Source organism: Desertibaculum subflavum (assembly GCA_003576705.1).
GTDB lineage: Bacteria > Pseudomonadota > Alphaproteobacteria > Ferrovibrionales > Ferrovibrionaceae > Desertibaculum > Desertibaculum subflavum.
The window spans coordinates 16,766-37,597 of the sequence record QOZS01000048.1 but is presented as its reverse complement, the minus strand read 5'-3'; the positions used below and the strand labels follow the sequence as shown (position 1 = coordinate 37,597).

General features: G+C 68.7%; 21 protein-coding genes. 13 read left to right on the top strand and 8 right to left on the bottom strand.

Annotated features, from left to right (window positions below; all coding sequences use genetic code 11):
* Nucleotides 1-4 precede the first annotated feature (4 nt).
* The 4 genes from DT074_RS21385 (at nucleotide 5) to DT074_RS21370 (ending at nucleotide 4,589) form a co-directional block, all read left to right on the top strand.
* Nucleotides 5-808, top strand: coding sequence for an RMD1 family protein (locus tag DT074_RS21385; protein ID WP_162915077.1), 804 nt, complete (start codon nucleotides 5-7; stop codon nucleotides 806-808).
* 120 nt (nucleotides 809-928) lie between these two features.
* Nucleotides 929-2,107, top strand: a complete 1,179-nt coding sequence (locus DT074_RS21380) for an acyl-CoA dehydrogenase family protein (protein ID WP_119421907.1) — start codon at nucleotides 929-931, stop codon at nucleotides 2,105-2,107.
* A 76-nt stretch (nucleotides 2,108-2,183) separates the two neighbouring features.
* Nucleotides 2,184-3,014: an alpha/beta fold hydrolase gene (locus DT074_RS21375; protein WP_119421898.1), complete on the top strand. Its 831-nt coding sequence runs from the start codon at nucleotides 2,184-2,186 to the stop codon at nucleotides 3,012-3,014.
* A 66-nt stretch (nucleotides 3,015-3,080) separates the two neighbouring features.
* Nucleotides 3,081-4,589: a YifB family Mg chelatase-like AAA ATPase gene (locus DT074_RS21370; protein ID WP_119421897.1), complete on the top strand. Its 1,509-nt coding sequence runs from the start codon at nucleotides 3,081-3,083 to the stop codon at nucleotides 4,587-4,589.
* A gap of 4 nt (nucleotides 4,590-4,593) precedes the next feature.
* On the opposite strand, the gene DT074_RS21365 is transcribed toward DT074_RS21370, so the two are convergent.
* Nucleotides 4,594-5,217, bottom strand: coding sequence for a glutathione S-transferase family protein (locus DT074_RS21365; RefSeq protein ID WP_368744827.1), 624 nt, complete (start codon nucleotides 5,215-5,217; stop codon nucleotides 4,594-4,596).
* A gap of 134 nt (nucleotides 5,218-5,351) precedes the next feature.
* Between DT074_RS21365 and DT074_RS21360 the strand changes: the two genes are divergently transcribed.
* The 4 genes from DT074_RS21360 (at nucleotide 5,352) to DT074_RS21345 (ending at nucleotide 9,955) form a co-directional block, all read left to right on the top strand.
* Nucleotides 5,352-5,885, top strand: coding sequence for a CBS domain-containing protein (locus DT074_RS21360; protein WP_119421895.1), 534 nt, complete (start codon nucleotides 5,352-5,354; stop codon nucleotides 5,883-5,885).
* A 125-nt stretch (nucleotides 5,886-6,010) separates the two neighbouring features.
* On the top strand, nucleotides 6,011-7,750 hold the full coding sequence (locus DT074_RS21355; protein WP_119421894.1) for a glycerophosphodiester phosphodiesterase family protein: 1,740 nt from the start codon (nucleotides 6,011-6,013) through the stop codon (nucleotides 7,748-7,750).
* A gap of 84 nt (nucleotides 7,751-7,834) precedes the next feature.
* Nucleotides 7,835-8,860, top strand: a complete 1,026-nt coding sequence (locus tag DT074_RS21350; RefSeq protein ID WP_119421893.1) for a histone deacetylase family protein — start codon at nucleotides 7,835-7,837, stop codon at nucleotides 8,858-8,860.
* Between the two features lie 810 nt (nucleotides 8,861-9,670).
* Nucleotides 9,671-9,955: a hypothetical protein gene (locus tag DT074_RS21345; RefSeq protein WP_162915076.1), complete on the top strand. Its 285-nt coding sequence runs from the start codon at nucleotides 9,671-9,673 to the stop codon at nucleotides 9,953-9,955.
* A gap of 9 nt (nucleotides 9,956-9,964) precedes the next feature.
* On the opposite strand, the gene DT074_RS21340 is transcribed toward DT074_RS21345, so the two are convergent.
* Entirely contained in the window at nucleotides 9,965-11,017 is a 1,053-nt protein-coding gene (locus tag DT074_RS21340) for a GlxA family transcriptional regulator (protein ID WP_119421891.1), read from the bottom strand.
* Between the two features lie 104 nt (nucleotides 11,018-11,121).
* Between DT074_RS21340 and DT074_RS21335 the strand changes: the two genes are divergently transcribed.
* Nucleotides 11,122-12,210 (top strand): class I SAM-dependent methyltransferase, encoded by a 1,089-nt coding sequence (locus tag DT074_RS21335; protein ID WP_119421890.1) that lies wholly within the window; start codon nucleotides 11,122-11,124, stop codon nucleotides 12,208-12,210.
* 25 nt (nucleotides 12,211-12,235) lie between these two features.
* Here the strand turns inward: DT074_RS21335 and DT074_RS21330 are convergent, their stop codons facing one another.
* The 3 genes from DT074_RS21330 to DT074_RS21320 all read right to left on the bottom strand — a co-directional run bounded on the left by DT074_RS21330 (nucleotide 12,236) and on the right by DT074_RS21320 (nucleotide 14,405).
* On the bottom strand, nucleotides 12,236-13,585 hold the full coding sequence (locus DT074_RS21330; RefSeq protein WP_119421889.1) for an LLM class flavin-dependent oxidoreductase: 1,350 nt from the start codon (nucleotides 13,583-13,585) through the stop codon (nucleotides 12,236-12,238).
* Nucleotides 13,586-13,708: 123 nt separating this feature from the next.
* Entirely contained in the window at nucleotides 13,709-14,053 is a 345-nt protein-coding gene (locus DT074_RS21325; protein ID WP_119421888.1) for a hypothetical protein, read from the bottom strand.
* A gap of 58 nt (nucleotides 14,054-14,111) precedes the next feature.
* On the bottom strand, nucleotides 14,112-14,405 hold the full coding sequence (locus DT074_RS21320) for a hypothetical protein (protein WP_119421887.1): 294 nt from the start codon (nucleotides 14,403-14,405) through the stop codon (nucleotides 14,112-14,114).
* Between the two features lie 192 nt (nucleotides 14,406-14,597).
* Here DT074_RS21320 and greA point away from each other — a divergent pair, with 192 nt between their 5' ends.
* Nucleotides 14,598-15,086: a transcription elongation factor GreA gene (gene greA, locus DT074_RS21315; protein ID WP_119421886.1), complete on the top strand. Its 489-nt coding sequence runs from the start codon at nucleotides 14,598-14,600 to the stop codon at nucleotides 15,084-15,086.
* Nucleotides 15,087-15,089: 3 nt separating this feature from the next.
* Here the strand turns inward: greA and DT074_RS21310 are convergent, their stop codons facing one another.
* Nucleotides 15,090-16,091, bottom strand: coding sequence for a pyridoxamine 5'-phosphate oxidase family protein (locus DT074_RS21310; protein ID WP_119421885.1), 1,002 nt, complete (start codon nucleotides 16,089-16,091; stop codon nucleotides 15,090-15,092).
* A 113-nt stretch (nucleotides 16,092-16,204) separates the two neighbouring features.
* Here DT074_RS21310 and DT074_RS21305 point away from each other — a divergent pair, with 113 nt between their 5' ends.
* Nucleotides 16,205-17,107 (top strand): LysR family transcriptional regulator, encoded by a 903-nt coding sequence (locus DT074_RS21305; protein WP_119421884.1) that lies wholly within the window; start codon nucleotides 16,205-16,207, stop codon nucleotides 17,105-17,107.
* A gap of 6 nt (nucleotides 17,108-17,113) precedes the next feature.
* Here the strand turns inward: DT074_RS21305 and DT074_RS21300 are convergent, their stop codons facing one another.
* Both DT074_RS21300 and DT074_RS21295 read right to left on the bottom strand, forming a co-directional pair.
* Nucleotides 17,114-17,581, bottom strand: coding sequence for a pyridoxamine 5'-phosphate oxidase family protein (locus DT074_RS21300; protein ID WP_119421883.1), 468 nt, complete (start codon nucleotides 17,579-17,581; stop codon nucleotides 17,114-17,116).
* Nucleotides 17,582-17,624: 43 nt separating this feature from the next.
* Nucleotides 17,625-17,888, bottom strand: coding sequence for a hypothetical protein (locus DT074_RS21295; RefSeq protein ID WP_119421882.1), 264 nt, complete (start codon nucleotides 17,886-17,888; stop codon nucleotides 17,625-17,627).
* Between the two features lie 199 nt (nucleotides 17,889-18,087).
* On the opposite strand from DT074_RS21295, the gene DT074_RS21290 reads away from it, so the two are divergent.
* Together DT074_RS21290 and DT074_RS21285 are read left to right on the top strand one after the other, a co-directional pair.
* Nucleotides 18,088-19,911, top strand: coding sequence for a B12-binding domain-containing radical SAM protein (locus DT074_RS21290; protein ID WP_119421881.1), 1,824 nt, complete (start codon nucleotides 18,088-18,090; stop codon nucleotides 19,909-19,911).
* Nucleotides 19,912-20,030: 119 nt separating this feature from the next.
* Nucleotides 20,031-20,831, top strand: coding sequence for a ZIP family metal transporter (locus DT074_RS21285; protein ID WP_119421880.1), 801 nt, complete (start codon nucleotides 20,031-20,033; stop codon nucleotides 20,829-20,831).
* Nucleotide 20,832: the final 1 nt, after the last annotated feature.

The window sequence follows — 20,832 nt, the reverse complement described above, 5'->3', positions numbered from 1 at the left end:
GGGCATGCAGATGCCCGATCCCGCGCCGAACAACCAGCTTCTGATCGCGCGCGCGATTCAGCTCGGCGAGCGGATCGATCTGAAGGGACTGGAGCGGCCCGATCAGTTCTCCCTGCATCCGCTCGCGTTTCCCACCGCCGGCGGCGGGACCGTGGTGTTGTTCCGCTTCGGCGCCGCGGTGTTCATCGGCTTGAACCCGGTCGAGGAGGAGGACGTCATCCGCGGCCTCGGCGAGCGCATCGTCGAGCCGCTGCCGGAACGCGAGAGCGAGACCGCCACCTTGCTGTTCCGCGAGACCGAGGGCGAGCAGCCGACGCCGAACGGCACGATCGAGCTGAAGAACCGTGCGCCGGAGCGGCTGCTGCTGGTCGCCGAAGCGCTCGCGATCAGCGTGGACCTCGCCTATGACGAACGCCGCATCGCCAAGGCTTTCGACCGGGTGGAACGCATCGCCTCCAGCCTGCAGCACCGCCGGCTGCTTGCCGGCAGGCCGTCCGACCTGATGGCGCAGATCGGGGAGGCCCTGCTGATCCAGCAGCGCCTTGCCGGCCGGGTGGAGATGGCCGACCGCCCGGAAGTGCTGTGGGACCATTCCCATCTCGAGCGGCTGTGGATCCGGCTCGCCGACGAATACGACCTCGCACCACGCGCGCGGGCCATCGGCCAGAAGCTCGAAGTGATCCGCGATACGGCCGACACCATGGCCGACCTGCTTTCCACGCGCACGAGCCACCGGCTCGAATGGTACATCATCGCCCTGATCGCGCTGGAGATCGTGCTCGGACTCTACGACCGCTTCCTGAAGTGACCTGCGTCTCAGCGGTGTGGCGCGGTTCACAGACCGGAGGCCGATTTCCCCGCATTCCTTGCGCACCGTCGGCGCCGGCCCGAGGCCAGCCGATGCGCACAAGGGATGAAGGAGACGACGATGTCGATCGTCACGGAGCGGACCCACATTCTGACCGACGAGCTGCTGCAGCGCTGCGCCAAGCGTGTCGGCATCTATGACCGCGAGAACCGTTTCTTCACCGAGGATTTCGAGGACCTCAAGAAGGCGGGCTATCTGACCTGCAACATCCCGCGCGAGCTCGGCGGCAAGGGGCTGAGCCTCGCCGAGGTGGAGCGCGAGCAGCGCCGCCTCGCCTATCACGCCCCGGCGACCGCGCTCGGCATCAACATGCATCTCTACTGGGTCGGCGTTGCCGCCGATCTCTGGCGGGCCGGGGACAAGTCGCTGGAATGGATCCTGCGCGAGGCGATGGCGGGCGAGATCTTCGCCGCCGGCCATGCCGAGCGCGGCAACGACCTGCCGGTGCTGCTCTCCACCGCGAAGGCGGAGAAGGTGCCGGGCGGCTTCCGCATCACCGGCCGCAAGATGTTCGGCAGCCTCGGGCCGGTCTGGACGCGCTATGGTCTGCACGCCACCTGGGAAGACGCCGAGGGCGGGCCGAAAGTGGTGCATGCCTTCCTGCCGCGCGATGCCGGCGGCTTCAAGGTGATGGACAACTGGGACGTGCTCGGCATGCGCGCCACGCGCAGCGACGACGTCGTGCTCGAAGGTGCCTTCGTGCCCGACATGTACGTCGCCCGCGTGCTGCCGGCCGGCGGCGCCGACAACTTCATCGTCGCCATGTTCGCCTGGGCGCTGCTCGGCTTCGGCAACATCTATTGCGGCGTTGCCAAGCGGGCGCTCGATCTCGGCATCGCCGCGGTGAAGGGCAAGAGTTCGCTCGGGCTCACCCGCTCGATGGCCTATCACCCCGGCGTGCAGTCGACCGTCGCCGACATGGTGATGGCGCTGGAGGGCATCGAGCCGCATCTCGAGCAGGTGGGCGAGGAGTGGTCGAGCGGCGTGGATCACGGCGCCGCCTGGCCGGCCCGCATCGTCTCGGCCAAGCACCGCGCGGTCGAGGCCTGCTGGAAGATCGCCGACCTCGCCATGGAGCTGTCCGGCGGCGGCGGCATGTTCAAGGGCAACGAGCTGGAGCGCCTGTTCCGCGACGCGCGGTGCGGCCGCTTCCATCCGTCGAACCCGCTGCTCGCCCGCGAGATCGTCGGCAAGACGGCGCTCGGCATCGATCTCGGCGAACAGCCCCGCTGGGGCTGACCGCCGCCCCGGCCCGCCCCGCTTTCCCCCTCCCCCGGGGCGGGCCGGACGCTTCTCCCATGACGGAGCCGCGACGATGATCGACGAGCCGGCAGGACCCATCGAGTACGAGGAACATGGCGGCGGCGGCAGCGATGCGCCGACCGTCGTCATGGTCCCCGGCTCCTGCAGCACCGGCGCCGCCTGGCGCCCGGTGATCGCCGCCTTGGGCGGCCATTGCCGCTGCGTGACCACCAGCCTGCTCGGCTACGGCGGTACCGCCGAGCGGCGTTCCAGCCTCGATGCCTCGATCTGCCACGAGGCCGCCATCGTCGAGACGGTGGTCCGGCGTGCAGGCGGGCCTGTGCATCTGGTCGGACATTCCTTCGGCGGCCTGGTCGGCCTTGCCGTCGCGCTGCGCGGCCGGGTGCCGCTGGCCAGCCTCACCATCGCCGAGGCGCCGGCGCCCGGCATCCTGCGCGAACTGGGCGAGGCGGAGCATTACGGCACCTTCCGGCGGATGAGCGATGCCTATGCCGCCGACTTCCAGGCCGGCAATGCCGAGGCGATCGCCGCGATGATCGACTTCTACGGCGGCCAGGGCACCTATGCCGGCTGGCCCGAGCGGGTGCGCGCCTATGCGGTGCGCACCACGCCGTCGAACCTGCTCGACTGGGCCAGCGCCTATGGCTGCCGCCTGCCGGTCGCGGCACTGGCCGCGCTCGACCTGCCGGCGCTGGCGCTGTGGGGCGGCGACAGCCACCCCGCCGCCAGGCGAGCCAACGAGCTGCTCGGCCTGCACCTGAAGCGCGGCCGCGGGCTCGCCATCCCGGGGGCGGCGCATTTCATGATCGCCACCCATCCGCAGGAGGTCGCCCGCGCCATCCGGGACCGTATCGAGACCTCGGCCGACAGCCTCGCGGCCTGATGCAAGACGGCTAGCTTCTCCCGCGCTACACTCGCATAGGTGGCGAGGCGAGGGGGCTGGTTCGGCATGGTGGCGCGGGTCTGGACGGTGGCTTTTCAGGGTCTGGAAGCGCGCGCCGTCGACGTTCAAGTCCAGCTCTCGGGCGGCCTGCCGCATTTCACCGTGGTCGGCCTCGGCGACAAGGCCGTGGCCGAAAGCCGCGAGCGGGTGCGCGGCGCCTTCGCCGCCATCGGCCTCGCGCTGCCGCCGAAGCGCATCACCGTCAACCTCGCGCCCGCCGACCTGCCCAAGGAAGGCAGCCATTACGACCTGCCGATCGCACTCGGCCTGCTGGTCGCGCTCGGCGCGCTGCCGGCCGACGAGATCGCGGGCTACACCGCGCTCGGCGAGCTCGGCCTCGACGGCGGCATCGCCCCGGTCGCCGGCGTGCTCTGCGCGGCGCTCGCCGCCGCCGAGGCCGGCCGCGGCGTGATCTGCCCGGCCGCCTGTGGCGGCGAAGCGGCCTGGGCGAACGGCGCCGACATCGTCGCCGCGCCCGACCTGCTCAGCCTGGTCAACCATTTCAAGGGCACCCAGGTGCTGTCCCGGCCGGAGCCGCGCATGACGGAGGCGCACGCCGCCCATGCCGATCTGCGCGACATCAAGGGCCAGGAGACGGCGAAGCGCGCGCTCGAGATCGCCGCCGCCGGCAATCACAACCTGCTCTTCATCGGCCCGCCTGGCGCCGGCAAGTCGATGCTGGCGCAGCGACTGCCAGGGCTGCTGCCGCCGCTCGATCCGGCCGAGGCGCTGGAGGTCAGCATGATCGCCTCGCTCGCCGGCGAACTGGAAGGCGGCCGGCTGATCCGGCAGCGGCCGTTCCGCGCGCCGCACCATTCCGCCTCGATGGCGGCGCTGGTCGGCGGCGGCCAGCGCGCCAAGCCGGGCGAGGCGAGCCTCGCCCATCTCGGCGTGCTGTTTCTGGACGAGCTGCCCGAGTTCCAAAGGCCGGTTCTGGATTCGCTGCGGCAACCCCTGGAAACCGGCAAGGTGGTGGTGGCGCGTGCCAATGCGCATGTCGCCTATCCCTCGCGTATCCAGCTGGTCGCGGCGATGAACCCGTGCCGCTGCGGCCACCTCGCCGACGCAGCGCAGGCCTGCTCGCGCGCGCCGCGCTGCGCCGCCGACTACCAGGCGCGCATCTCCGGCCCGCTCTACGACCGCATCGATCTGCAGGTCGACGTGCCCGCCGTCGCGGCCTCCGATCTGAGCCTGCCGCCGCCAGCCGAGGGCAGCACCGAAGTCGCGGCGCGCGTCGCCGCGGCGCGTGCGCTCCAGACCGCGCGCTATGCCGGCACGGGGCTACGCACCAATGCCGAAGCCGATGGCGAGCTGCTGGAGCGCATCGCCGCGCCGGACGCGACCGGACGCGCCCTGCTCACCGAGGCGGCTGGGGCGCTCAAGCTCACCGCGCGCGGCTATCACCGCGTCCTGCGCACCGCGCGCACCATCGCCGATCTCGCCGGCGCGCAGTCCGTGCGCCGCGCCGACATCGCCGAGGCCCTGAGCTACCGCCGGCTCGCGCTGCGCGGTTGAGGCGTCAGGCGCTCGCATCGGCCGCCAGCGCCAGATCCCGCTCGACCGCGCGCTGCAGCGCCGGGCGCTGCTCCAGGCGGCCGACATAGACGATGAACTCGGAACGCTCCGGTATCGCCTTCACCGCCATGCCCCAGCGCAAGCCTGAGCCGATCACCACGTCGGCGGCGGTGAACTGCTCGCCGAGCAGGTAGGGACCGGGGCGGAGCGCGTCGGCGAGCACGTCCATCACGCTGTTGAAATCGCCCCAGCCGACTGCGCCGCGGGGCGCTTCCTCACGCTTGAACATGCGGTCGACCACCGCGGGCTCGAGACAGCTCGGCCCGAAGAACAGCCATTTCAGATAGGGCCCGCGACGGCGGTCGAGCAGCGGCACGCCGAGGCCCGCTTCCGGATAGGCATCGGCGAGATAGCAGCAGATCGCCGCCGCCTCGGTGATGATCGCGTCGGCATGGCGGAGCGCCGGCACCTTGCCCATCGGGTTGATCGCCAGATACTCGGCGCTGCGGTTCTCGCCCTGCTTGTGGTTCAGCACCCGCAATTCGTAGGGCTGCCCCACCTCCTCCAGCATCCAATGGACGATGGAGGAGCGTGAGGGCGCGATATGGAACAGGGTCAGATCCGGCACGCTCGACCTCCCAACCGGCATTTTTTTCGAAGCGCCATCTCGCCACTCAATCGTGGCGCCGATGCGGCACCTCCCGCGGAACCGGGCGGCCCGGCGCCGCGTTTCGTTCGGTTGTGACCATCTGCGGAGCGCGCATGCCGGACCGCCCTGGCAGCAAGAAGACGTCTCGGGTCGCCGGCGTCATGCTGCCGACCGACGAATATCTGCATCCGGACCATCCGGTTTCGGAAGCCGCGGGGCGCATGCGCGCGGCGCATCTCAGCATGCTGCCGGTGGTGGACGGCGATGAGATCGTCGGCATCTACACGCTCGCGCATCTGGCGCAGCGCAAGGACCAGCCGCCCGTGCCGGCCGCCGCCGAGGATGCGCGGGCAAGCCGGGTCCGCGACCACATGTCGGCCGACATTCCCTATTGCTACGAGCAGGACGATATCGGCACGGCCCGGCAATTGCTGGAGCGGCATGATCTGCCGTGGCTGCTTGTCGTCAACCGTGACGACGAATATGTCGGCCTGATCTCGGCCGAGAGCGCGTCCGAGGCAGGTCCCGCAGGGGCCGCCTCGCCTCGGCCGGCTGCCCGGCGTGCCCGCGCGACCGGACGGGCTCGAACCACCGACGAAACCGGCACGCCGGGCGTCTACGCCGTTCGGCCCAAGCTGCGTCGTTGACCGCCGCATCGCCAAATCTTCACGCAACTTTCAAGCAACGTTGATCCGCCGCAGGGCACCGCCGCCTAGCGTTCCGCCCGCGCGCGGCCCGTCGGCCGCCACGCGAGTCGAAGAGGGGATCAGTAATGGCGTTCATTGGTTCATTGCTCCGGCCCGGTCGGCCGGCGATAGCGGCTATCTGCCTTCTCGCCGTCGGCGGCGCCGCGCGAGATGCGGCAGCGACACCTTATAGCGACCTGATCACAGCGGCCGATCCGGTCGCCTATTGGCGGCTGGGCACCAAGTCGGGTGGCGGCGTCGATGCCACCGACCTTTCCGGCAATGGCTATGACGGCACGGCGACCGGCAATCCCGGCACGACGGGCGGCGCTCTGACCGGCGATGCCAACGCCGCCTATCAGGGCGGCAGCGGCAAGTACGTCGCCGTGCCGCAGCTCGGCGCGATGACCGGAAGCAAGGCCGTCACGGTCGAGACCTGGATCCGGGTCAAGGACGCCTTCGCCAACCAGAGCGAGACCTTTCAGGGCATCTTCGACAGCACGCAGGACAACTACGTGATGTATCTCGACCGCGGCAACAAGGAGCTGCGCTTCAAGGCGGCGACGGCCAACGGCGCCGCCGAGCGGCCCGGCGTCTCCGGCCGCTGGCTCGACCAGCATCTCAACGAATGGATCCACGTGGTCGGCGTGCTGGATCCCAACGACGCGGCGGGGACCAGCGCCAAGATCTACGTCAACGGCGTGCTGCGCGACCGGCACACGCTGGCGGCGCTCGATTCGATCATCCCGGCCGGCCAGCTCGCCGCCATCGGCGCCGACTTCAACAACGGCAATCCGAACCGCTTCTTCACCGGCGGTATCGACGACGTCGCCATCTACAATCGCGCCCTGACCGAGCAGGAGATCGTCGGCCACTACGAGACCGGCAGCGGCAAGGCGGTCGAGTTTCCCCAGGCGATCGACCCCAGGGCCGACTTCAAGGTGGTCGGCCACCGCGGCAATTCGATGTTCGCGCCGGAGAACACCAGCGAATCGAACCGCCAGGCGGCGCGCATCGGCGCCGACTACTTCGAGGTCGATGTGCGGCTGACCAAGGACGGGCAGGCCGTGCTGAGCCATGACGATTCGCTCGCCCGCACGACGGGCACGAGCGGCACGGTCTCCGGCAAGACCCTGGCCGAGCTGCAGGCGCTGGAAGCCAACTACGCCACCAAGTTCGGCGGCAAGTACACGGGCGAGAAGATCCCCACCCTCGCGGAGACCTTCCTGCTCGCCAAGGCGGAGCAGAGCGGCATCGTGCTCGACGTCAAGGTCAACAATGCGGGTGCTGCGATCCGGCAGGCGATGGACGCGACCGGATTCGATCCCGGTCGCGCCATCGCCTTCGGCTGGAACGACGTCTCGGTCGCCGACCTGGCCGGGAACCTGCCCGATGCCAGCTCGATCTTCCATATCGGCTTCTGGGGCACCTTCGCCGGCCTTGCCGACACCGCGGCGCGCGACGGCTATCTCGACACGCTAGTCGCGCTGGGCGTCGATGGGCTGGTGCTCGACTTCTACGCCATGGTCGGCGCCAACGCGGCGATCCAAGAGGATCTCCTGATCCTCGCCGCGCTCAAGGATCTCGACCTGTTCGCCTACACGGTGAACGACCCGGTCGACATGGCGGACCTGATGTCGCTGCGCTTCGAGCGGATGGTGGACGGGAAGCTGATCGTCGGGCAGTTCGCCGGCATCATCACCGACGATCCCGAGACCGCGCTCCGTGTGCTCGGCCGCGACGCCGAAGTGCCGGAGCCGGATGCGCTGCCAATCCTTGCCGCCGGCGGCCTGCTGGTCGGCCGGCTGCGCCGCCGCCGCGCCTGAGCCGGGCACTGCCGTCCCGCGCGACTGCCGCGGGACGGCAGATTCCGCTAGCATGTTCCGGTCACGCAGAGCGGGCCGGAAGCCATGAAAGTCGTCTACAGCGAGAAGCATCAGAGCCATGACCCGCAGACCTTCCTGGTGCGCGGGCGCATGACCCGCAGCGCCGAGCAGCCGGAGCGTGCCGACCGCCTGCTGGCCGGCATCCACGCCGGCGGCCACACGCTGGTGGCGCCGGAAGATTTCGGCCCCGGCCCACGCGCCGCCGTGCATACGCCGGAATACCTCGAGTTCCTGGAGACCGCCTGGGCGCGCTGGCAGGCGCTGCCCGACGCCTCGGACGAGGTGATCGCCAATGTCCGGCCGATGACGGGCTATGCCAGCTATCCGACCGGCATCGTCGGCCGCGCCGGCTACCACATGGCCGATTCCGGCACCCCGGTCGGCCAGGGCACCTGGAATGCGGCGGTGTGGGCGGCGCACAGCGCGGTGCATGCGGCCGCGCTGGTCGCCGAAGGCGAGCGCGTGGCCTATGCGCTGTGCCGGCCGCCCGGCCATCATGCCTATGCCGACAAGGCGGGCGGCTTCTGCTTCCTGTCCAACACCGCCATCGCCGCCGAATGGCTGACCCGGCGGCGCCGGCGCGTCGCCGTGCTCGATGTCGACGTGCATCACGGCAACGGCACGCAGGGCATCTTCTATCGCCGGCCCGACGTGCTGACCGTCTCGCTGCACGCCGATCCGGCCGAGTTCTATCCCTACTTCGTCGGCTATGCGGCCGAACGCGGCGAAGGCGACGGGCTCGGCTACAACCTCAACCTGCCGCTCGCGCTCGGCACCGCCGATGACGGCTATCTCCAGGCGCTCGACATCGCGCTCGCCCGCATCCGCGCCTTCGCTGCCGACACGCTGGTGGTGGCGCTCGGCCTCGACGCCTATGAGGGCGATCCGCTGAAAGGCCTCGCCATCACCACGCCGGGCTTCGCCCGCATCGCGCAGGCGATCGCCGGGCTCAAGCTGCCGACCGTGCTGGTGCAGGAAGGCGGCTATCTGGCGCCCGAACTCGGCGACAATATCCGGAGCTTTCTCACGGGGTTCGAGAGCCGCCTGTAGTCGCGGCGCATCTGTTCCCTTCCGTCGTCGCATCCGGGCCTGACCCGGGTCTCCACGCGGGGGCAGACACGCGTTCGCCGAAGGCGGCGCATCTGTTCCCTCTTCCGCGCCGCAGGAGACCGTTCTCCGCCGCGCCGGTTCCCCTCTGCCGTCGTACCCGGACTTGACCCGGGTACCCATGCGGGGGCGGACCGGCGTTCGCCGAAGCCGGCGCATCTGTTCCTCCCCTTCGTCATGCCCAGACGAAGATCCGGGCATCCACGGCTCTCCGCCGAGTTGCGGCGGCCGCGTGGGTGGCCGGCCAGTTCTGGGACCTAGAGCTGGGCCCGGCCACGACGGCGGTGGCGACGCTTCTGTTCCGCGGCGCTTCTGTTCCGCGGCGCTTCTGTTCCGCGGCGCTTCTGTTCCGCGGCGCTTCTGTTCCGCCCTAAAGGGGACTCGCATGGGATGCCAAGCCCGTCAAGCGCTTCAGAGCGCGGATCGGAGCGCCCGAAGCCCGCCGATCGAGGCGCAGTCCCGGAACATCCTCTTGAAAATACGTCGTTTCTCTTCTCCGCCGCTCGCGAAGGCCGGGCGAAAGCGGCTCGGCGCCGGTTCACAATGTAAAAGAGCAAGCGCCTCGCTGGTCCGAGCCGGAATCAAATATTACACCAAAAGCAAATACAGCGCCAGTGCTTTTCGCTCGGGGCCGCCGCTCTCCGCCCGGCGGAAGCTCGCCGGGGAACCCAGGGCCGCCGCCGCATCTTTCTGAAGGCCCGGGACCAGCGAAGATGGGGCGCAATGGCTATCACAACCATCCGATGTGCGGGCATGGCGCTCGCCTTCGCCACGTTGCCCTTGGCAGCTATGGCGCAATCCGCCTGCACGCTGCCGGTGCAGCCGTTCTGCTCAACCGGCGTGATGGGCCCCGACAAGACTTCCGGCGCGCTGCGCTGCGAGAGCGACATCGAGAAATACATCCAGGACCTGGAGGCCTATCGCGGCTGCCTGGACGCGGCGCGCGAGCGGGCCGGTGAGCGGATCGAACAGGCCGGGCGGTTTCGCGAGTGCCTGAAGGACGGCCGGGAGGATTGCGCGTTCAATTCACGGCAATAGGGCAAGCACTCACGGATGCTCTGCCTTGCCGCCCCGAGGCGGCTTTCCCACGGATTGAAATCGCTGCCGGTAGCGCGCCGGCGTGGTCCCCGTCCGACGCTTGAACAGACGACGGAAGAAGGCGGGATCCTCGTAGCCGACCAGGCGTCCGATGGCGTCGGCCGGCTCGCCGGTCGATTCCAGCAGCTGCTTGGCTTCCTCGATCCGCAATGCCTGCACGTAGTCGAGCGGTGCGTGCCCGGTCGCGGCGCGAAAGCGCCGGCTGAACGTGCGCGCGGTGAGCCCCGATCGCGCCAGCATGCCGGCGACCGCATCGGCGGCAGCGTAGTGGTCAGCGAGCCATTCCTGGCATCGGGCGACGACCGCGTCGTCATGCCGCCGCGGCCGGTCCGGCATGGCAAAGGGCAGTTGGCCCTCGCTGCGGTCGCCCAGCACGAACAGCTTGGCGACGCGCGCCGCCTCCGTGCCGCCGCAGAGCCGCGCGACCAGATAGAGCGCCAGATCTTCCCAGGAGGCCGCGCCGCCACTGGTCACGATGCGCTGCTCCGGCCCGTCCAGCGACAGGATGCGCTCCGGACGTAGCGTCACATTGGGGAAGTAGGTGGCGAACAGGGCGGCGGCGCTCCAATGCGTCGTCGCTTCCCGATGCTCGAGCAGGCCCGCATCCGCGAGCAGCACGGAGCCGGTGCAGACAGAAGCCACGATCGCGCCCCGGTCGTATTGCCGACGCAGCCAGGCGCTGGCCGCGGGCCAGCGGCCGCGTGGATCTTGCTGCGGGTTGAGGCTCAGATCCGTCGCGACGACAACGTCAGGACGCAGTTCGTCGCCGAGCGCGGCGTGTGGCGTGATCGGCAGGCCCAGGGCGCAGGCGAAGGGCTCGCGCCTTTCGGCGACGATGCGGGCGTCCATCGCCGGACCGGCGGGTGGCTCGCCGGTCAGTTCCGACCACGCGGCGCCGACGGAGTTGAAGACCTCGTAGAGGCCGTAAAGCGCCGTCGGAGTCGATTCCGGCAAGGCCAGCAAGCCTACGGAGACAGGCCTGTCGCGGTTCTGCGCCAGCATCGGGCGAGACTGGCGCAAATGCCCCGGTTCTGTCCAATCGGCCTCTGCCGCGTCGCCGCGGCCGGCGCTATTCCGGGCGCATAAGCAGCACGGAGGAATGCGACATGAACCAGGCAGCAGAAATCAATTCCGGCTTCGACCGCACTGCCGCGGAAGCCTTTGCCGGCCGCATCATGCAGGTGCTGGACAGCGGCGCGGTCGCGAACATGATGGCGGTCGGCCACCGCACCGGCCTGTTCGATGTGATGGCCGAATTGCCCCCGGCGACCAGCGAGCAGATTGCCGCTCGCGCGGCACTTGCGGAGCGCTATGTGCGCGAATGGCTGGCGGCGATGGTGACCGGCGGCATCGTCATCTACGACACGGGCCGGCGCACCTACGCATTGCCGCCCGAGCATGCTGCCTGCCTGACGCGGAAGGGCGCGCTCGGCAATCTCGCGGTGTTCGGGCAGCATGTCGCGGTGATGGGCGCGGTGCAGGACCGCGTGCTCGAATGTTTCGAGACCGGCGGCGGCACGCGCTATGACGAGTATCCCTGCTTCCACCAGATCATGGCGGAGGATAGCGGTCAGACGGTAACGGCCCAGCTGTTCGAGACGATCCTGCCATTGCTTCCGGAGGTGATGAGGCGTCTCGAAAGCGGGATCGACGTGCTGGATGCCGGCTGCGCCCGCGGTTCGGCGCTGCTCGCCATGGCGGCCCGCTATCCGCGGAGCCGCTTCGTCGGCTATGACCTCTGCGCGGATGCCATCGACTTCGCCGCCGAGGCGGCGCGCCAGCAGGGTCTCGGGAACCTTCGCTTCGAGAGGCGCGACCTGACCGGCTACGACGAGAGACGGCGCTTCGACTTCATCACCAGCTTCGACGCCGTCCACGACCAGAAGGATCCGGAAGCCCTGCTGCACGGCCTGTTCGGCGCGCTGCGATCCGGCGGCATCTACCTGATGCAGGATATCGGCGGCTCTGCCCGGCTGGAGAACAATCTGGACTTCCCGATGGCTGCGCTCCTGTATGCCATCTCCTGCACGCACTGCACGCCGGTTTCCATCGGCCAGGGCGGCGAGGGTCTGGGGACGATGTGGGGCTGGGAAACGGCCGAGACGATGCTGCGCAAGGCGGGCTTCACAAATGTCGAGCGCCACGTCCTTCCGCACGATCCGATGAACGTCTGGTTCGTCTGCCGCAAGGACTGAGCCGGCCCGGCGGCCCAGGCGACGGCTACTCCGCCGCCGCCTTGCTGTCGGCGAAGAAGCGGTTGGCCGGCCGGGGCAGGCCGAGATTCTCGCGCAAGGTGGCGCCCTCGTAGTCGCGGCGGAACAGGCCGCGGCGCTGCAGCTCCGGCACCACGCGGTCGACCACGTCGTCGAGGCCTTGCGGCAGATAGGGGAACATGACGTTGAAGCCGTCGGAGGCTTCGGTCGTCAGCCATTCCTCCATCTGATCGGCGATGGTCTTCGGCGTGCCGATCATCTCCAGCGTGCCGAAGGCGCCGCCGACATACTGCGCGAGCTCGCGCACCGTCATGTTTTCGCGCCTCGCCATCTCGACCAGCTTCTGCTGGCCGCTCTTGGAGGCATTGCTCTCCGGAATCTCCGGCAGCGGCCCGTCGAGATCGAATTTCGATGCGTCGTGCCCGAGCCGCACGGAAAGCGTGGCGATGCCGCTGTCGGGATGCACCAGGCTGTCGAGATGCTTCTTCTTCGCCCGCGCCTCATCGACCGTGTCGCCGACCACGATGAAGGCGCCGGGCAGCACTTTCAGATGATCCGGGTTGCGGCCATAGGCGACCATGCGCCGCTTCAGATCGCCGTAGAGCTCGCGCCCGGCCTCGATGTTGTTGACGCCGGAGAACACCACCTCCGCCGTCTCGGCGGCGATCTGGCGGCCGGCATCGGAGGCGCCGGCCTGCACGATCACCGGCCAGCCCTGGACCGGCCGCGCGACGTTGAGCGGCCCGCGCACCTTCAAATGCTCGCCGACATGGTTGAGCGCGCGCATCTTCGACGGCTCGAAATAGACGCCGCTCGCGACATCGCGGATGAAGGCGTCGTCCGCCCAGCTGTCCCACAGGCCGGTCACCACATCGAAGAATTCGCGCGCGCGGTGATAGCGCTCGCCATGCGCGAGATGCTCGTCGAAGCCGAAATTCGGCGCTTCCTGCGGGTTGGCCGAGGTCACGAGGTTCCAGCCGGCGCGCCCGCCCGAGATATGGTCGAGCGAGGCGAATTTCCGCGCCACGTGATAGGGCTCGTTATAGGTGGTCGAGGCCGTCGCGATCAGGCCGATATGGTCGGTCACCGCGGCCAGCGCCGGCAGCAGGGTCAGCGGATCGAAGGACGTCACCGTGGCGCTGCGCTTCAGCGCCGCCATCGGCATGTTCATCACCGCCAGGTGATCGGCCATGAAGAAAGCGTCGAACTTGCCGTGCTCCAGCTTCTGCGCGAAGCGCTTCAGATGGGCGAAGTTGAAATTGGCGTCGGGGAAGGAGCCGGGATAGCGCCAGGCGCTGGTATGGATGCTCACGGGGCGCATGAAGGCGCCCAGCCGCAACTGCTTCGATCCGCTCATGCCTTGCCCGACCCCGCCCGGTTCCGATGACCTGCGATTTGTTGCCGGTGGATGCGGAAGTCAAGCGCGCCCGCGCATGCCCAAATTACACATGGCGAGCGCAGATCTCCGACGGTTTGGCGATCAGATGACCGATGGCTTCCGCAGGCGCGCCTGGCGCAGGGCGGACGGCGCGACATCCGTCAGCGGCGCCATTTCATCGGTCCAGCGCACCACGTGTATCGGCGGGTCGCCTTCCGAACGGGCCGGCATCTCGAACAGCACGGCCGCCGCCTGCCCGCCCGCGCCCAGCGCTTCGACGAAGCGCTCGCCGCCACGCGGGCGATGCGAAGTCAGTGCGCTGTGCAAAGCCGTCACCCATTCGCCGTCCAGACGGAATGCAATCGCGCGTGTCACATCGTCGGGCAGCGCAATCCGCACGCCGCCTTCCACATCGCGTGACCGCTGCAGCTCGACATAACTCGACATGCGTCCACGCTCCTGTTTGTCTCGCCCCGTCTTGTCTCGCCGCGTCGTCCCGATGCGCTCAGGCGCGGCGCTTCTGGGATTCGGACAGATAGCGAACCACTTCGGCCGCCGCGCAATGCTCGTCCGCGGCCAGATGGAACACGACCATCGCCTGCTCCTGGGCCTGCTCGAGCGCCGCAAGGAAGCGGCGCGTCCCCGCCGGCTGCTCGGCCCTGACCGCGCCGATCAGCCCTGCCAGCCAATCCTCGCCCGTCGCCATGGCAAGGTCCTGCACGACCTCGCGCCGCATCTCCACCTGGATGGCGGGCCGACCTGTCCACTGGGGCAGACGCAACTCGATATGGCTCGGCATCCCCGCCGCGCTCCCTCGAAAGCATGTCCCCCGAAGCTGGAGTGTCGCACGGCCTCGCCCTTTGGCATAGGAATTTCGAAGAACAACACGATGCATAGGTTGTGACATTCTGCGGCCCCACAAGATGTGGTGTGGAACGGCCGAAGGGGGCCGGCCTTCGCCGGCGCCGGCCCGAGCGCGTAGAATGGCGGCATGAGCCGGGCATTCGTGAAGGAAACGGACGGCGACGACAGCGTCGGGGAGCTGCCCGACCGGCTGATCGGACCCGAGCGCAATCTGGTGACGGCCCGCGGCCTTGCCCGGATAGAGGCCGAAGTCGCCCGCCTTCGCGCCGAGTTCGCCGCAGCCCAGGCAAGCGCCGACCGTACCCGCATTGCCCAGACCGCCCGCGACCTGCGCTACTGGGCGGCGCGGCAGGCCAGCGCCGAGCTGGTGCCGCCGCCCGACCATGCCGACGAGGTACGGTTCGGCCTTGCCGTCACCATCGAGCGCAATGACGGCCGTCGTCAGCGCTTCCGCATCGTCGGCCTGGACGAAGCGGATCCGGCCAAGGGCTCGCTGTCCTATGCAGCGCCGCTGGCGCGGGCGCTGACCGGCAAGCGGATCGGCGACACCGTGCCGGCGGGAACAGGCGAAGCGGAGATTGTCGCCATCGAGGTGCCGGCCGACGACGAGCCCTGATCGTCAAGCCGGCGAAGAGATGTCGGTCCAGCTGCCGGTGGCAGCGAGCTGCGGCGCCGGCAAGGCTGCGGTCCAGCGGAACGGCAATGCGTCGGCGATGGCGGCGCCGTGATCGACGCGATACCTCAGCAGGCGTTGCGCGCCGGCAAAGGCGGAGAGCTCGGCGCCGTCCCAGACGATCTCGGCGGTGCCGGTCAGGGTGAGCAAGCCCCCGGTGGCGAAGTCGACGAACAACAGGCCGCAGCGCGGATCCAGCGCGATGTTGCCGAACGTGTTGAAGGCGTTGTTGCCCCGGAAATCCGGGATGGTCAGCACCGTGCGGCCGTGCTCTTCGGTCACGCGCACGAAGCCCGGCCGGCCGCCGCGATGCGACACATCGACACCGCCGGCCGGATCACCCGGCGGCAACGACGCGCTGGTGGCGATGAAGAGCGTGTCCGCCGCCGCGATCAAGGCGATGGCGGCCGACGTGAGCGCCGCCGCTTCTTGCCGCACGACGCGTGGCGCGACGGGATCCGGATCGGCAACGAAGATCGGCGCGCGCGCCTGGATGTATTGCGGGCAGTTGCCGAAGCTCTGCCGGACCCGGACGGTCAACCCGCCGCCATCGACGGCGGTGACGATGCCGTTCATCCGGTTGCGCCGCCGCGTCTCCGGCTGGATGCCGAGCAGGCCGATCGGGCCGCCGACACGCAGGTTCGTTGCCGCCGGGTCGCCGAAGCCGTGCCGGGCTTCGATGCGAAGCGTCCAGGGATCCGGCGCGGCGACGAAGCCGGGATGGCCGACCAGCATGGAGGCCCAGGGCCGGCCCTCCGGGTCGACGCTGCCGGCCACGATGAAGGGCAGCTCGGCGAAGAATTCGCGGTGCTGGTCCGGCATGAAATCCCGCACCATCCGGCGGCCCATCATCTCGGCACGCTCGCGGACCCCGGCCCGTCGCTGCACGGCCTGCTCGCCGGCATGAAAGGGGGAGGCGGCATCGGGATCGACATTATGGTCCGGCATCGAAGAGCGCTCCAACGGCGAGATCCGTCGCTGCTTCGTTAAATGGACTATTCCCCTACTGGAGTGAATATCTCCAATTGGCAATTTATTATTCCTGATTTAGAAATTATCCGATGGACCGACTGGAAGCGATGCGGCTGTTCGCGGCGGTCGCGGAAGCCGGCAGTTTCGGCGCCGCGGCGCGGCGGCTCGGGGTCTCGGCACCGGTGGCGACGCGCGCCGTGGCGGCCCTGGAAGAGCGGATCGGCGTGCGCCTGCTGCACCGCACGACCCGCGCCATGCGGCTGAGCGAGGCCGGCACGCATTTCCTCGCCGATTGCCGGCGCATCCTGCATGAAGTCGAGGAGGCGGAAGCGGCGGCCGGCGGCCTGCATGCCGAGCCGCGCGGCACGCTGGCCATCACCGCGCCGGCGATGTTCGGCCGCCGGCATGTCGCCCCCATCGCGATCGACTTCCTGACCCGGCATCCCGCGGTCAGCCTGCGCACGCTGCTGGTCGACCGGGTCGTCGATCTGATCGACGAGGGCCTGGACGTCGCCGTCCGCATCGCGCATCTGCCCGATTCCACGTTGAACGCCACCCGCGTGGGCGCAGTGCGCCGCGTGGTCTGCGCGGCGCCGTCCTATCTGGCGGCGCATGGCGCGCCTGCCCGCCCCGCCGATCTGTCACGGCATCGGATCGTGACCTTCGCGCCCGGCATCGCGCCCGCCGGCTGGACTTTCCGCGACGGATCCCGGAACGAGACGGTGAGCCCGCTCGCGCATCTGGTGGCCAACACGGCGGAGATGGCGATTGCCGCGGCCGTTGCCGGCCACGGCCTGACCCGCGTGCTGTCCTATCAGGCCGCACGGGAACTGCGGAGCGGCCGCCTCACCCTGGTGCTCGCACAGTTCGAGCCGCCGCCCATTCCGATCCATGTGGTCCACCGCGAAGGGCGCAGCGTCTCGGGCCGCGTGCGCGCCTTCGTCGATTTCGCGGTGGATCGCCTGCGCGCCGACCGCTCGATGGCGGTCTGAAGCGGCTCAGTCGAAGCTCACCTTGCCCTGCTGGCTCGCACGTCGCGCCGGGCGCTTCTGGGCCCCGCCCGTCGCCGGCCCGCTCCAGTATTCCGCCTGCTGCACTTCGACCTTGAGCAAGGCGAGGTCGTCGTCGGCGGGATCGGACGGGATCCAGCGCGCCACCTCGTCGTTCCACAGCTCGCGCTGCTTCGCCGGATCCTGCACCACCTGCGCCAGGCCGGAGACCGAGACATAGGCGTTCTGCTCGGGCGAGGCGTAACTGAGATTGACGTGGTAGTTGTCGCCGAGCTCGATCGACTTATGGCTGCTGCGGCGCGTGAAGAACCAGAGCGTGCCGTCGAAAGTCGGCTGCTGCGCCACCATCGGGCGGCTGCGTAGGGTGCCGCGGTCGTCGGTGGTGAGCAGCGCCACCGGGATGTCGCGCACGATCTCCCACAGCTTCGCCTGCTCCGCATGGCTCATCGCGTTCATCTTGGCCTCCGCCGATAGATGGGTTGGTCAGGGGAGCAACGCCCTAGGCGGCGGGACGTTGCAGCACCACCGGCCCGGCGAAGCCGGCGAAGGGCGCGGCTTCGGCATCGCCCAGGCGGCGGACCCAGTAGAGCTTCTCGTCGTCGAAGCCGCTGCGCCCTTCCGCTTCCGCTTCGATCTCGTCGGCCGCCGACAGCCGTGCCTGGGCCGCGCTTTCCGCGCGGACGATGACCTCGGCCCAGAGCGGATGGTCGAGCCAGCGCGGATCGTCCGGCTCGGCAATGGGGCGAATGGACCAGAACGGCATGGTGTAATCTCCCATTGTTCGCTTCTGTCCTGCCGGAAACGCGCAGGCGCGGCGGCCGTTGCCGGGCGACAGTGCCGCTGAATATCCACAATCGATTTATGGCCACGACCCGACATGGCGTGGTTGGCCTTTGCGGGTTATCGTCTATACAAAGGGCGCTGATTCTCTACCGACCTCGACGAGCAAGGGGACCCATCACATGGCGTCAGCGGAGACCGAGCTCTTCCACTTCGTCATGATCAAGCCGTCGCATTACGACGATGACGGCTATCCCATTCAGTGGGTCAAATCCGCCATCCCGGCCAATACTTTGGCCGTGCTGAACGGGCTCGCGCTCGATTGCGAGCGGCGCCAGGTGCTGGGTCTGGGGGTCAAGTTCCGCTTCGTCACCCAGGACGAGACCAATACCCGCATCCAGCCGAGGAAGATCGCGGCGGAGATCCGCCGCCTGGGCGGCCGGTCGCTGATCGGCTTCGTCGGCGTGCAGTCGAACCAGTTTCCGCGCGCCATCGACCTCGCCAAGCAGTTCCTCGCCGAGGGCCTGCAGGTGGCGCTCGGCGGCTTTCATGTGTCCGGCTGCCTGTCGATGCTCCCCGAGCTGCCGCAGGAGATCAAGGACGCGCAGGCGATGGGCATCGCGCTGTTCGCCGGCGAGGCGGAAGACCAGATGCTCGACGAGGTGCTGCGCGACGCCTATGCCGGCACCTTGAAGCCGCTCTACAATCACATGAAGAGCCTGCCGGCGCTGGAAGGCCAGCCGACGCCGCTTCTGTGGCGCAATGCGGTGGAGCGCACCGAAGGCAATCGCGCCAGCTTCGATCTCGGCCGCGGCTGCCCGTTCCAGTGCTCGTTCTGCACCATCATCAACGTGCAGGGCCGCAAGAGCCGGTTCCGCACGCCGGACGATCTCGAGCGCATCATCCGCGAGAACGCAGCACTCGGCGTCCACAAGTTCTTCATCACCGACGACAACTTCGCACGCAACCGCGAATGGGAAGTGCTGTTCGACCGCCTGATCCACCTGAAAGAGATCGAGAAGATCAAGATCAAGCTGGTGATCCAGGTCGACACGCTGTGCCACAAGATCCCGGGCTTCATCGACAAGGCGGCGCGGGCCGGCGTGAACCGGGTGTTCATCGGGCTGGAGAACATCAACCCCGACAACCTGATGGCCGCCAAGAAGCGGCAGAACAAGATCACCGAATACCGCCACATGCTGCAGCAGTGGCGCGAGCACGGGGTCATGACCTATGCCGGCTACATCACCGGCTTCCCGACCGACACCAAGGAACGCATCCTGCACGACGTGGAGATCATCAAGCGCGAGCTGCCGATCGACATGCTCGAGTTCTTCTATCTGACGCCGCTGCCGGGCTCGGAGGACCATAAGGTCCTGCTCGCCAAGGGCGTCTGGATGGATCCGGATCTCAACAAATACGACCTGAACCACCGCGTCACGCATCACCCGAAAATGTCGGACGACGAGTGGCGCGAGGCGATCGAGCAGGCCTGGCACTCCTATTACTCGCCGGAGCATTTCGAGACGGTGATCCGCCGCTCCGCCGCGATCAAGAACGGCCGGCCGCGCACCAAGATGCGGCTGATGCTGTGGTTCTACCTGATGTATTGCATCGAGCAGGTGCACCCGCTGGAAGGCGGCATCATCCGCCGCAAATACCGGCGCGACCGGCGGCCGACGATGCCGATTGAGAGCCCGTTCGTGTTCTACCCCCGGCTGACACTCGAAGTGGGAACGAAGATCTTCAAGTACCTGCGCGGCCTGCACAGGGGCACGGCCATCGTCCGCAAGGTGCTGAAGGACCCGAACCGCCGCAGCTATACCGACCTGGCGATCACGCCGCCGCGCGAAGACGAGCTCGAGAACCTCGCGATGTACAACGAGACGGCCGGCGGCACCGCGGCGGTCGCCAAAAAGCACCGCGACGACGAGAGCCGCGCCAAATACGCCAAGCCGGCGACGCCTGCGAAGGACGCCGCCGTGCACGACGCCGCGGCGGACTGACCGGGGCGCCTTTACGGCGGATATGCGGCGGCCGGAACTCTCGCTGCCAGGAGCGCGATAAGCGTTTGCGCCTGTGCTGCCGGTGCCGGGGAAAGTCCGGGCTTCTCGCGAGTTTCGCCATGTCGAGCGAAGTATTCGTCGTGGCGGCGATCGGCGCCGCCGCCGCCATTGCCTCCGTCGGCGGGGGGTTGGTGGCGCTGTGGCGCAAGCCCACCACGCTTTTCATGTCGATCGCGTTGGGCTTCGCCAGCGGCGTCCTGTTGGCCACCACCTGCTTCAGCATGCTGCCCGAAGCCGTCAAGCTCGGCTCGCTGCCGATGACCGTCGGCGGCTTTGCCGTCGGCTTCGCCGTCATCTACGCCTTCGACCTGTTCATCCATCGCGGCGCCGTGGCAGGGGAAAAGGCCGAGCAGCGCCGCCGCGTAAAGCGCTTTCACCGCGCGCATCCGCCGCGCGGCAGCATGGTCACCGTGCTGGCCGGCGGCACCGGCGTCGAGGAGCTGATCGAAGGGCTCAGCATCGGCGTCGGCAGCGCGATCAATCCCAACCTCGGACTGCTGGTGGCGCTGGCCATCGCCATCGACAATTTCAGCGAAGGCCTGGCGATCGGCGAGGTGATCCGCGGGACCGAGGCGGAGAACGGCTCGTCGCACCGGCGGCGCATCCTCCTGTGGACGGGCGGGATCGGTCTCGCGATCTTCACCGCCGCACTGGCCGGATGGTTCTTCCTGCGTGAGCTGCCGAAGCCGGCCCTCGGCTTCCTGTTCGGCACCGGCGCCGGCGGCATGCTCTATCTGACGGTCACGAACCTGCTTCCGGAAGCGGAGGAGCGGCAATATCAGCAATTGGCCGCCGTGATGCTGGCGATCGGCTTCGCCATTGTCTTCGTGCTGTCGAAACTGGTCGAGGGGAGCAGCTGAC

Coding starts and splice junctions, on each gene's coding strand:
- DT074_RS21385 (WP_162915077.1), top strand. CDS start 5: ATGCAGATGCCCGATCCCGCGCCGAACAACCAGCTTCTGATCGCGCGC.
- DT074_RS21380 (WP_119421907.1), top strand. CDS start 929: ATGTCGATCGTCACGGAGCGGACCCACATTCTGACCGACGAGCTGCTG.
- DT074_RS21375 (WP_119421898.1), top strand. CDS start 2,184: ATGATCGACGAGCCGGCAGGACCCATCGAGTACGAGGAACATGGCGGC.
- DT074_RS21370 (WP_119421897.1), top strand. CDS start 3,081: ATGGTGGCGCGGGTCTGGACGGTGGCTTTTCAGGGTCTGGAAGCGCGC.
- DT074_RS21360 (WP_119421895.1), top strand. CDS start 5,352: ATGCCGGACCGCCCTGGCAGCAAGAAGACGTCTCGGGTCGCCGGCGTC.
- DT074_RS21355 (WP_119421894.1), top strand. CDS start 6,011: ATGGCGTTCATTGGTTCATTGCTCCGGCCCGGTCGGCCGGCGATAGCG.
- DT074_RS21350 (WP_119421893.1), top strand. CDS start 7,835: ATGAAAGTCGTCTACAGCGAGAAGCATCAGAGCCATGACCCGCAGACC.
- DT074_RS21345 (WP_162915076.1), top strand. CDS start 9,671: ATGGCGCTCGCCTTCGCCACGTTGCCCTTGGCAGCTATGGCGCAATCC.
- DT074_RS21340 (WP_119421891.1), bottom strand. CDS start 11,017: ATGCTGGCGCAGAACCGCGACAGGCCTGTCTCCGTAGGCTTGCTGGCC.
- DT074_RS21335 (WP_119421890.1), top strand. CDS start 11,122: ATGAACCAGGCAGCAGAAATCAATTCCGGCTTCGACCGCACTGCCGCG.
- DT074_RS21330 (WP_119421889.1), bottom strand. CDS start 13,585: ATGAGCGGATCGAAGCAGTTGCGGCTGGGCGCCTTCATGCGCCCCGTG.
- DT074_RS21325 (WP_119421888.1), bottom strand. CDS start 14,053: ATGTCGAGTTATGTCGAGCTGCAGCGGTCACGCGATGTGGAAGGCGGC.
- DT074_RS21320 (WP_119421887.1), bottom strand. CDS start 14,405: ATGCCGAGCCATATCGAGTTGCGTCTGCCCCAGTGGACAGGTCGGCCC.
- greA (WP_119421886.1), top strand. CDS start 14,598: ATGAGCCGGGCATTCGTGAAGGAAACGGACGGCGACGACAGCGTCGGG.
- DT074_RS21310 (WP_119421885.1), bottom strand. CDS start 16,091: ATGCCGGACCATAATGTCGATCCCGATGCCGCCTCCCCCTTTCATGCC.
- DT074_RS21305 (WP_119421884.1), top strand. CDS start 16,205: ATGGACCGACTGGAAGCGATGCGGCTGTTCGCGGCGGTCGCGGAAGCC.
- DT074_RS21300 (WP_119421883.1), bottom strand. CDS start 17,581: ATGAACGCGATGAGCCATGCGGAGCAGGCGAAGCTGTGGGAGATCGTG.
- DT074_RS21295 (WP_119421882.1), bottom strand. CDS start 17,888: ATGCCGTTCTGGTCCATTCGCCCCATTGCCGAGCCGGACGATCCGCGC.
- DT074_RS21290 (WP_119421881.1), top strand. CDS start 18,088: ATGGCGTCAGCGGAGACCGAGCTCTTCCACTTCGTCATGATCAAGCCG.
- DT074_RS21285 (WP_119421880.1), top strand. CDS start 20,031: ATGTCGAGCGAAGTATTCGTCGTGGCGGCGATCGGCGCCGCCGCCGCC.